The 10,687-nt window shown below is 71.0% G+C and carries 8 protein-coding genes; 5 read left to right on the forward strand and 3 right to left on the reverse strand.

Translation table 11 applies throughout. The annotated features are described in order from the left end of the window. A partial coding sequence (locus VI078_01420) for a response regulator (protein HEY5997947.1) occupies positions 1–355 on the forward strand: 355 nt, incomplete at its 5' end. 120 nt (positions 356–475) lie between these two features. Here VI078_01420 and VI078_01425 read toward each other — a convergent pair. Together VI078_01425 and VI078_01430 are read right to left on the reverse strand one after the other, a co-directional pair. Beyond that, positions 476–2,986 (reverse strand): ATP-binding protein, encoded by a 2,511-nt coding sequence (locus VI078_01425; GenBank protein HEY5997948.1) that lies wholly within the window; start codon positions 2,984–2,986, stop codon positions 476–478. Next, on the reverse strand, positions 2,983–3,390 hold the full coding sequence (locus tag VI078_01430) for an Hsp20/alpha crystallin family protein (GenBank protein ID HEY5997949.1): 408 nt from the start codon (positions 3,388–3,390) through the stop codon (positions 2,983–2,985). The genes VI078_01425 and VI078_01430 overlap by 4 nt, the downstream gene beginning before the upstream one ends. Before the next feature lie 218 nt (positions 3,391–3,608). On the opposite strand from VI078_01430, the gene VI078_01435 reads away from it, so the two are divergent. From VI078_01435 to menD, 4 genes are all read left to right on the forward strand, one after another. Continuing rightward, positions 3,609–6,404, forward strand: coding sequence for a hypothetical protein (locus tag VI078_01435; GenBank protein ID HEY5997950.1), 2,796 nt, complete (start codon positions 3,609–3,611; stop codon positions 6,402–6,404). Between the two features lie 31 nt (positions 6,405–6,435). Further along, entirely contained in the window at positions 6,436–7,890 is a 1,455-nt protein-coding gene (locus VI078_01440) for a hypothetical protein (GenBank protein HEY5997951.1), read from the forward strand. A 145-nt stretch (positions 7,891–8,035) separates the two neighbouring features. Beyond that, positions 8,036–9,394, forward strand: a complete 1,359-nt coding sequence (locus VI078_01445; protein HEY5997952.1) for an isochorismate synthase — start codon at positions 8,036–8,038, stop codon at positions 9,392–9,394. Beyond that, a complete protein-coding gene (gene menD, locus VI078_01450; GenBank protein HEY5997953.1) occupies positions 9,391–10,086 on the forward strand; it encodes a 2-succinyl-5-enolpyruvyl-6-hydroxy-3-cyclohexene-1-carboxylic-acid synthase in 696 nt (231 codons plus the stop codon). Before VI078_01445 ends, menD begins: the two co-directional genes overlap by 4 nt. Positions 10,087–10,149: 63 nt before the next feature. On the opposite strand, the gene VI078_01455 is transcribed toward menD, so the two are convergent. Further along, positions 10,150–10,687: CapA family protein (locus tag VI078_01455; GenBank protein ID HEY5997954.1), on the reverse strand; the 538-nt coding region annotated here is incomplete at its 5' end.

Genomic DNA, 10,687 nt, shown 5'->3' on the forward strand with positions numbered 1-10,687 from the left:
CATCGTCGACGACGACAGCGACACGCTCTCGCTCGTGCGCCATCTGCTGCCGGAGGCGCAGTACGAGGTGATCGAGGCGCACGACGCCTTTGCGGGCCTGCGCGAGTTCTACTTCCGCACGCCGGACGTCGTCCTCGCCGACGCGCTGCTGCCGCTGATGAGCGGTCTGGACCTCTGCCGGGTGATCAAGTCCCACCCGGAGCGCGGCCGCACGCCCGTCGTGATGCTCTCGGCCGCGGCGCAGGAGGAGGAGATCCGCAACGGCTACCAGGTCGGCGCCGACGCCTACCTCGTGAAGCCGTTCAGCTCCCAGGACCTGCTCGACACGCTCCGGCGGATCGACGCGGGTCGCTGACGCCGCTTCACAAGGCCGTATCTCGGCTCTCTCCCCGTCGGGGGGGGTGACAGCGGCGAAAGCCGCGCCATCAGGGGGGCGCAGCCCCCCTAGGGAAGCGCCGGCCGGATGCGAAGGGGTTCAGTGCCCACTGTCCGGCGCTGGAGTGGGGTCGGGAGGCCTGGGCGGCGGCGGCTGCCCCGGCGCCGGAGGGGCTTCGGGGGGCCCGCCCTCCTTGTCATTCTCGCGCCGCCCCTTCTCGGCGCCGAACTCCTTGAGACGGCGGGCCATGTCCAGCAGCGCGACGTCCACGATGCCGAGCGCCGTGCCCGCCTCGCCGGGCGCGCCGGCGGGCAGCCCGGTGAGCATTTCGATCCCCTCCTCGATCGTCCGGACGGGGTAGATCGCGAACTGCCCGGCGCGGACGGCGGCGATGACCTCCGGGTGCAGGGCGAGGTTGCGCACGTTGGCCGCGGGGATGAGCACGCCCTGGGTCCCGGTGAGGCCAATGCGCCGACAGGTGCGGAAGAAGCCCTCGATCTTCTCGTTGACGCCGCCGATGGCCTGGACCTCGCCGCGCTGGTTCATCGAGCCGGTCACCGCAAGATCCTGGCGCAGCGGCAGGTTGCCGATGCGCGAGAGCAGCGCGTAGAGCTCGGTGGACGACGCGCTGTCGCCGTCGACGCCGCCGTAGGTCTGCTCGAAGGCCAGGCTCGCCGAGAACGACAGCGGCTTGTCCTGCCCGAAGCGGTTGCGCAGGAACCCCGCGAGGATGAGCACGCCCTTGTCGTGCGTGCTCCCCGAGAGGCGCGCCTCGCGCTCGATGTTGACGACCCCCGCGCTGCCGAGCGAGACGCTCGCGGTCAGGCGCGAGGGACGCCCGAACATGCGGGTGCCGTACATGAGCACCGAGAGGCCGTTGATCTGCCCGACGGCCCTGCCCTCGACGTCGATGAGCACGGTGCCCTGCTTCATCAGCTCGCGGCCGCGCTCCTCGTACCAGTCGGCGCGGAACGCCCGCCGCTCGAGCGCCTCGAGAACGGCGGGGGCGTCGACGAGCACCGCCCCGCGCTCCTCGGCAACGACCGAGGCCTCTCGCGCGAGATCGTCGGCCTCCTCCAGGTACGCGCTGACGCGGTCGCGGTCGCCGGAGGCGCGCACGCCGTAGCGCAGCACCTCGGCCACCGCCTCGCGGGTGAAGTGGTGCAGCCCCTCGGCGCGCACGGTGCGCGCCACGCGCAGCGCGTAGGCGCGCTCGGCGCCCTCGGAGCGGCACTCCTCGGGGACGAAGTCCGCGAGCAGGCGGAAGACCTCCGGGAACTCCGGGTCGTAGGCCGAGAGCAGGCTGAAGACCTGCCGGCTGCCGGTGACGAACAGCCTCACGTCGACCGCGACCGGCTCCGGCGTCATCCCCGAGACGGAGAGGAAGCCGAAGGGGTTGAAGCTCTCGATCTCGAGCCGCCCGGACTTGAGCACGCGCTTGAGCGGCTTCCAGACCAGCGGCTCGGTGAGCGCGTCGTCGAGGTTGAAGACCAGGAAGCCGCCGGCCGCCCGCAGCAGCGCCCCCGCCTTGATGCGCGTGAAGTTCGTGACCAGCTTGCCCGTCTGGTCGATGACCCGCTCGATCTTGCCGAAGATGTTCTGGTAGGTCGGCACGTCCTCGACCACGATCGGGGCCCCCGCGGCGCCCGCGTTGTCCACGAGCAGGTTCACCTGGTAGGGCACGAAGCGGTCGCGCGGCGAGGGCACCGGGAACGGGAAGGGCAGCGCCTGCGGGCGCTCCTCCTCCTGGAAGTCGTCGAGGTTCGCGAGGATGTTCTGCTGCACCCGGGCCAGGTGCCGGCGCACCGCCTCGTGCGGGTGCGCGGCGGCGATCGCGGCGACCAGCGGCTCGACCAGCTCGGTGGCGAAGCGGCGCACCGCCGCCTCGACGTCCTCCCGCACCTTGCGCGCGATCTCCTGCTGCGCCTTGATGAAATCCCGCGCCAGCCGCTGGATCTCCTCGCGGCCGTCCGCGAGCATCTTGCGGTGCTCCTCGGGCAGCGCCTCGTACTCCTCGGGGTTCTCGACCGGCTCGCCGTCGGGCTTGAGCGGGATGAAGACCAGGTGCCCGTCGCCCGTCATGCGCACGAGCACGCTCTTGTCCTTCGCGGCCGCCTGGAAGCGCTCGAACAGCTCCTTGACCTGCCGGTCGTAGGCCGCCGTGATCTGCTCCTTCTCGCGCTCGAAGCCCTCCTTCTTGAGCGCCTCGGGGATGCGCCGGCGCAGCTGCTCGATCAGATCGTCCATCGCGCGGCGCAGCTCGCGCCCCTCGCCGGCCGGCACGGTCATCACAAGCGGGCGGTCGGGGTCGTCGAAGTTGTTCACGTACAGGATGTCCGGCGGCACCGGGAGCTTGCCGGCCTCGCGCGCGACCAGATCGTGCACGCGCGCCTCGCGGCCGGCGCCCTCGAGTCCCGCGACGAACACATTGTAACCGGGGGTGCGCAGCCGCACGCCGAGCCGCAACGCCGCGAGCGCGCGCTCCGCGCCGAGCGGCGCCGGCTCGCCGGTGAGCTCCTCCGTGCTCTGGAAGCCCAGCTGCGCCAGGTCGATCCGGGGCGTGAGGTCCTCCGGGGCCAGCGGGCGGACGCCGGGACCCGTCGCGCTCATCGCCGGCCTCCGCGGCGCGGCAGCTCGATGCGCAGGATCCCCTCGTGCAGCGCCGCCGCGATGCGCCCCTCGTCCACTTCGTCGGGCAGTTCGAGGCTCCGGCTGAACGACCCCGACCAGCGCTCCCGCAGCCGCACGTTCGGGTGCCCGTGCTCGCGGACGACCTCGCGCCGGCCGGTGACGACGAGCCGGCGCCCGGCCACCGTGATCTTCAGATCCTCGAGCCGCACGCCCGGCACGTCCATCTCGATGACGTAGCGGCCGGGCTCCTCGATCAGATCGAGCGTCGGCGACCAGCGCGCGACGCCGGGCCGCGCGGGGACCGACCGCAGGACCTCGCCGAAGATCGAATCGACCTCCCTGCGCAGGAAGGGGAACCTGAAGCTCTCGTCGTGCGATGTCATGCGCGTTCTCCGGGGATCATGGTGACCGTTGTGCACAAATATAGGCCCCGCAGCCCGCGCCGTGCAACCAGGCGCAGGCTGCGTTGACAAGTGCCGCCCCCCGCCGGAGAATCTTCTCCGACAGGGCGGGTCGCCTTTGCGGGACTCCCCCGAGGGCACGGGAGCGCGGCAGGAGTGCCCGACATCGCCGCCGCGACGCACCAACGAAAGGATGGCCGATGAATCTCGGGAAGGTCTTCCGCGTGATCAGCATCGCTACGGTCCTCGCCTGCCTGTGGCGACCCGTCGCGCAGGCGGCCGGGCTGCTCGGCGCCGGGAGCGCCGACGCGGCCGCTGCAAGAGTGACGGTCGTCCCGGTGGACGTCGGCGTCGTTTCTGCGCCGGCCGATCCGCTGGCGCTGGGACTGGCGCCGAACCCGGCTGACCTGCCGGCGCCGGAGGCCGCTCCCATCGCCGCTCCCGAGGCGGGGGGCGCGTACTCCTCGCTGAGCCGCACGCTCCATGCGACCGGTGCCGTGTCCTTCTCGCTGCCGTATCGCGTCAGCGCTGACGCCGGCGGCAACGTCTTCGTCAGCGACATCACCGCGAACAAGGTCTTCATGGTCAGCAACGACGGTTTTGCCGTCCGCGCCTTCGGGACCGGCAGGACGGGCAAGGCCCTGGGCGACGTCCCTGGTCCCGAGGGTGCGGCCGTGATCGGCGACAGCCTCTTCGTCGCCAGCTACTACAACCAGAACATCACCCGTTTTCAAGTGAGCACCGGAGCTGCCATCGACTCATTCGCCATTCCGGGCGCGGCGGGTCCCCCGTTCGGGCTCACCGCAGGCCCGGACGCGAAGCTGTACGTCACCCAATACTCCCCGCCGACGAACTGCGCGGTCAAGGCGATCGATCCGGCCACCGGCGCGCTCGTGACGAGCTTCGGCAGCGGGGGCGTGGTCGGGGGAGCGTGCGGCGCCTCGACGTCTCCCCTCCAGTTCAACTGGCCGAAGGAAGCGGCTTTCGACGCGACGGGCAACATCTACGTCACGGACGCCAACAACAACAGGATCGTGCGGATGACGAGTGCCGGCGCCTTCGACCGGACCTACCCCGTCAGCGGGCCGGACGGCCTGGCGATCGATCGCGCCAACACCGTCTTCGTGGTCGACCGCGCGAACGGGGGCGTCCGGCACCTCGACAGCGAAGGCGCCGTCCTGGGAACCTACTACGCCAGCTACACCAAGGTGCCGCGCGCGGGGAACTTCTCGTCTGCCGGCGACCTCGCCGTCGTGGACGTGCCGAACGCGCAGCCCGTCGTCTGGGTGTCCAACGTCGACTCGGGCGCGCCGTACGTGACCCGGTTCGAGACGACCTCCGTCCCGCTCAGCCACAACTTCCAGCAGAAGTGGGGAACGCCCGGCAGCGGGAACGGCCAGTTCGCCCAGCCCTATGGTGTGGCCGTGGACAGTGCCGAGAACGTCTATGTCACCGACTTCAGCAACAACCGCGTCCAGAAGTTCGACAAGTATGGCGCCTGGCTTGCCTCCTGGGGGACTCCCGGCTCGGGCGACGGGCAGTTCAACGGACCGTGGGGCATCGCCGTCGATGCGCGCGATCGGGTGTTCGTCGCCGATGCCAACAACCACCGGATCCAGATCTTCGACACGAGCGGCGCCTTTCTCGACACGCTCGGATCCGGCGGGACACAGGGCGGCCAGTTCACCCTCCCCGCCGGGATAGCGATCGATCGCCTCGGCTACCTGTACGTGGCCGAGTTCGGCGCGAACAACCGCATCCAGGTCTTCTCGCCCAGTTCTTCCCCGGACGGCTTCGTCACCTACGCGTCCTGGGGGGGCACGGGGACCGCCAACGGACAGTTCTCCTCGCCGATCGGCATCGCCGTCGACAGCGCGCAGGGACTGACCTACAACGTCGACTACCTTGGCAGGCGCCTGCAGGTCTGGACCTGGGACGGGGTGTATGTCGCGAACATCACCCCGAGCGGGCTGTGCGTGCTCACCGCTCCCGGCGGCGTCTGGCTTGATCCGCGCGGCACCATCTACATCTCAGATTGGGGCGCGAGCAACATCAAGCAGGTCGACCAGAACGGGAACTGCATCGGCGTGATCGGCTCGACGGGCAGCGGCGATCTTCAGTTCAGCAGTCCCAGTGCCGGGGCGATCTCGCCCAGGAGCGGACAGATTCTGGTCCCCGATGTCGGCAACGACCGCGTGCAGCGCCTCGGCTCCCCCAACCCGCGCAACGACACCGTCGCCGTCTTCCGCCCGGGCACGGGCACGTTCTACTTCCGCAACTCGAACACGACCGGCTACGCGGACTTCAGGGCAGCCTTCGGCAACGCCGCGGCCCCCGCCCGTGACGTGCCCGTCGTCGGGGACTGGAACGGCGACGGGATAGCCACCATCGGCGTCTTCCGCAGTTCCACCGGCGAGTTCCGGCTGCGCGACGCGAACCTGCCGGGCGCCCCGCACTTCAGCTTCGCCTTCGGCCACCCGGGCGACCGGCCCGTCGTCGGCGACTGGGACGGCGACGGCAAGGACGGCGTCGGCGTCTACCAGCCGTCCACGGGCACCCTCTACCTGCGCAACACCCTGGCGAGCGGCCCGGCGGACTACGCGGTGTTGCTGGGGTCCGCCACCGACATCCCGGTGGCCGGGGACTGGAACGGCGACGGCCAGTTCAGCCCGGGAGTCTACCTGCCGGCAGAGGGCCGCTTCCACCTGACCGACAAGGTCGCGTCGGGGGTTGTCGGCTTCGACTACGACGTGGCCTTCGGGGCTGCGGGCGACCAGCCGTTCACGGGGGATTGGGTAAACCAGGGATCGACGGGGCTCGGGCTCATCCGCTCGTCGACCGGCTACCTCCTCCTGATGAACGGCCTCACGGGCACGACGCCGGATGCCAGCATCTTCTACGGGGTCAGCGGCGACATCGGGCTGGGCGGGACCTGGGGGCCGCCGCCGGCTGCAAGCACCGCCGCGACCATCTACCTGCCCCTGGTGCGGAACTGACATGGCACCGCGCGTCCAAAGGAGATCAGCGATGACACGACATGGCCGATCGGCACAGCGGTCGCTCGGCGCCCTGGCAACAGCGGCGTTGATTCTCGCGTGGGCGGGGCCGGCCGCCGCAGCCGAGGCGGGGGGCGCCGCGGCGCGCGTCTGGACCTCGAGCATCGACTACTTCAACCCGGGGACGGCGGCCGCGACGCTGTCCGTCAGCTACCGCGACGCCGCGGGGACCGGCGTCGACACGGCCACGGTGCCCATCAGCGCGGGCGCCTCCGGGAGCGTCCTGGTCGGGGCGACCATGCCTCCAGGCTTTGCCGGAGCGGCCCTCGCCAGCTCGGACCGGCCAATCGCGGTGCTCTACCGGCAACAGGCCACGGGCGCGGCGACGACCGCGCCGATGCTCTACGCGCCCTTCACTGCCGCGCGGGCGGGGACCGGGCGGTTCTTCGTCCCCGAGGTGCGCCGCGGCGGCGCAGGCAACACGGTGATCGGGATCCAGAACCCCGGAAGCCGCGACATCTCGTTGTCCCTGGATTTCTTTTCTGCGACCAGCGCGTTCCAGAAGACCGTGAACCTGCCTGCGGTGAAGCCGTTGTCGTCGGCGGTGGTCAACCTCGCGACGATGGGAACGCTCGGGACGACGTTCGACGGCTCCCTGGTGATCCGCGCCGCGAACACCGTCGGCGGCGCCCCGGCGCGGGTGCTGGCGGCCGCCGAGACCGTCCCGGCGGCGGGGAGGGAGGCCTATGCGTTCGCCGGCATGAGCAACGCCGCCACCCAGGTCCTGATGCCGGCGGCGCTGTGCGTCCCGTCGGCCACCGGAACGCTCAGAAGCCTCTTCCAGGTGCAGAACGCCGCCAAGACGGGCGCGCGGTTCGTTGTCGCCTACTACTATCCGGTCACCAGCGGCGGGAGGACGACGGTGCGGACGGCCTCGGCGAGCACAGGACTCGTGGCGCCGGGCAAGCGGGTCACGATCGATCCGTGCGCCGTTGCGGCGATCGCAGGCAAGAGCAAGGTGGTGGCGGTGATCTCGGGCCGGGACGCGGCGGGCAAGGCCTCCCCGGTCGCCGCCCTCGCGCGCTGGGTGAAGGGCGCCAGCGGGACGCAGTACGCCGCCGCCGCGCTGCCGCCGGCGGTTGCGCTCGACGCAAAATACCGCGTCGTCTTCCCCGCCGTCGAGTGGGGTCCCGCGGGCACCCGCACCACGGTCACCGTCATGAACGGCGCGCCGAAGGCCGTCGCCGTCGCGACGCCCTTCCCCGTGACGGTATCCTTCTATTCGCAGGCGGGCGTCCTGGTGAAGGCGGTGACGGGCTCGGTCGTCACCGCCGCGTCGTTCGACCCTTCAGCGGCCGGGGCCCTCGTCTCGGGAGTCTTCAGGGGCGCGGTGGTCGTGGAAAGCTCGCGGCCAATCGCCGCGGCGGCCCAGGTGCAGCAGGTCGGGTACACGGTCGCCGACGGCTACGCCGGCATACCCTGGTAGGCCGGGGCCGCACCCAGGGATTCCTCCCCGAGCGCTGCCTCCCCCCGGAACCGCCCTGCTTTGACAAGGCACCGGCGGCCGCACGATAATTCCCCGCCTGTCCGCGCCGGCGGGCGAGGGGCGGTTCCGGGAAGGGGGGAGCGACGTGGGAGAGTTCGCCGCGGCAAAGGAGCGGCTCGTCCGGGCGCTCGAGGCCCACTTCGCGGCGCCCGGGCGCCGGCGCGGCCTGCAGCGCGTCGCCGTCGCGGCCCCCGAGGTCGACCTGCCGCGCTGGCTCGCCGCGAACCCGGGGCTGCCGCGATGCTACTGGTCGGAGCGCGGGGGCCGCTTCGAACTGGCCGGAGTCGGCGTCGCCGACAGCGTGGTCGCCGCCGCGGGGACGCGCGACCCCGACCCGCTCGCCGCCATCGAGGATCGCCTGGACCCGGACGCCGGCGAGGTCCGCTACTTCGGCGGACAGGCCTTCGACGGCCGCGCGGCCGCGGACGCCGACTGGGCGGCGTTCGGCCGCTCGCGCTTCACCCTGCCGCGCTTCGCGATCACGCGCGCCGGCGGCACCTGGGAGCTGGCGTGCACCTTCGCCGACGACCCGGGGCAGGGACGCCAGGCGCTCAGGCAGCTCGAGGCCGAGCTGACGCATCTGCGCACCGGCCAGCGCGCGCTCGCGCCGCTGCCCGCGGTGCTCGACCGCGCCGACCGACCCGATCGCGCCGGCTGGGTCGCGGCGGTCGAGGCGTCGCTCGCGCGGATCGAGCGCGGCCCGCTGCAGAAGGTCGTGCTCGCGCGGCGCACCGACTTCCGCTTCGCCGAGGCGCCCGACGCGTTCCTGCTCCTGCACCGGCTGCGCGCGGAGAATCCCGAGGGGTTCCACTTCGCGTACTGCCCCGACGGCGCTGCGACGTTCCTCGGCGCGTCGCCCGAGCGCCTCTACCGGCGCGAGGGGCGGCGCATCCTCTCCGAGGCCATCGCGGGCACGCGCCGGCGCGGCGACTCCGAGCGCGAGGACCAGGCGATCGGGGACGCGCTGCTGGACTCCGAGAAGGACCGGCGCGAGCACCGCTTCGTCGCCGACACCGTCGGCCGGGCGCTCGGGGAGCTGTGCCGCACCTACCGCGCCGACCCCGAGGTCTCGCTGCTCAAGCTCGCGCGCCTGCAGCACCTGCGCCGCGGCTTCGAGGGGACGCTGCGCGGCCAGGCCGACGACGTCGCGATCGTCGCGGCGCTGCACCCGACGCCCGCCGTGGCCGGCAACCCGACGGCGGCCGCGGTGGCGGAGATCGCCCACCGCGAGCCGTTCTCGCGCGGCTGGTACGCGGGGCCGCTCGGCTGGGTCGGCCCGCGCGGCGCGGACTTCACCGTGGCCATCCGCTCCGGGCTGCTGGCCGGCGACCGCCTCGCGCTCTTCACCGGCGCGGGGATCGTGCGCGGCTCGCGGCCGATCGCGGAGTGGGAGGAGCTCGAGAACAAGCTCGCCGGCTTCGTCAGGGTCATTGGAGCCCCATGAGCGACGCCGCGCGCCTGAACACGTTGTGGGGACGGCTGATCGTCGAGGAGCTGGCGCGCTGCGGCGTCGATCTCGTGTGCGTCTCGCCGGGCTCGCGCTCCACGCCGCTGACCGCGGCCGTGGCGCGCGGCCGCATCCCCTCCCGGCTCTGGCTGGACGAGCGCGGCGCCGCGTTCCACGCCCTCGGGCACGCGCGGGCCACCGGCAGGCCGGCGGCCCTGGTCTGCACCTCGGGGACGGCGGTCGCCAACTACCTCCCGGCGGTCGTGGAGGCGGCGCAGGAGTGCGTGCCACTGGTCGTCCTCACGGCGGACCGCCCGCCGGAGCTGCTGGATGCCGGCGCCAACCAGGCGATCCGCCAGCAGGGGATCTTCGGTGACTACGTGCGCTGGGCGTCAGTGCTGCCGGCGCCGTGCGCCGAGGTCCCGGCGCGCGCGGTCCTGACGACGATCGACCAGGCGGTCCACCGCGCGCTTGGCCCGCCGGCCGGGCCGGTGCACCTCGACTGCATGTTCCGCGAGCCGCTCGAGCCCGCCGGGGATGCGCCGTGGCCGGAGGAGATCCCGGCGCGCTGGCGCGAGAGCGATGCCCCGTTCACGGAGCACGCGCGGGTGGCCATGGCCCCGGACGCGGCGGGTCTCGACCGCGCCGCGGGCCTCGTCCGGGGTGCGCGCCGGGGCCAATTCAATTGATACTTTGATTGTAACGAAAGAGTCAGAAGATGGGTATTAGACCATAGTACCGGATAGATGGAATTATGGCGTAGGCGTCGCTGTCGAAACTCCAGGGAGTGTTGGAATAGCCAGGGGTGTCAACGTGGGTGTAATGGTAGGTGTTGGTGTCGGGTTGAGCGGAGTCCAGCCGCTTTTATAAAAATATTCCTGCAGGAAGCCGAGGCGTTCCTGGTCCGTCATCAAACGCGGACGAGAGTAATCTTCGAGCATGGTCGTGATTAATTCAATGCTGATTAACTTTCCATCATAGATTACGTAACGATCAAGAAACTCGCGGCGTATCCCTTTTGGCATCCAATCCTGGTCACCCATCTGGTCGAAGAACAAATTCCCTTGTCCGTAATGAATAAAGATACCTTTATAGAATTCCATCGTCTGTGCATAATGCGCCTGGCTGCCCAAAACGAGGGAGGCGCCGGAATCAGCCAGGAAACGAAAGTCGGTGATCTGCTGGGGGTTCGGCCGATAATCATAGCTCTGATTCCAGTGCATGGTAGCAATGACCACATACCCCTCCGCCCTCAATTGACCGATTTCCTGCTTCAGGTAGGGATAATCA

This window comes from bacterium (genome assembly GCA_036524115.1).
Classification (GTDB): Bacteria; JAUVQV01; JAUVQV01; order JAUVQV01; family DATDCY01; genus DATDCY01.

Coding starts and splice junctions, on each gene's coding strand:
- VI078_01425 (HEY5997948.1), bottom strand. CDS start 2,986: ATGAGCGCGACGGGTCCCGGCGTCCGCCCGCTGGCCCCGGAGGACCTC.
- VI078_01430 (HEY5997949.1), bottom strand. CDS start 3,390: ATGACATCGCACGACGAGAGCTTCAGGTTCCCCTTCCTGCGCAGGGAG.
- VI078_01435 (HEY5997950.1), top strand. CDS start 3,609: ATGAATCTCGGGAAGGTCTTCCGCGTGATCAGCATCGCTACGGTCCTC.
- VI078_01440 (HEY5997951.1), top strand. CDS start 6,436: ATGACACGACATGGCCGATCGGCACAGCGGTCGCTCGGCGCCCTGGCA.
- menD (HEY5997953.1), top strand. CDS start 9,391: ATGAGCGACGCCGCGCGCCTGAACACGTTGTGGGGACGGCTGATCGTC.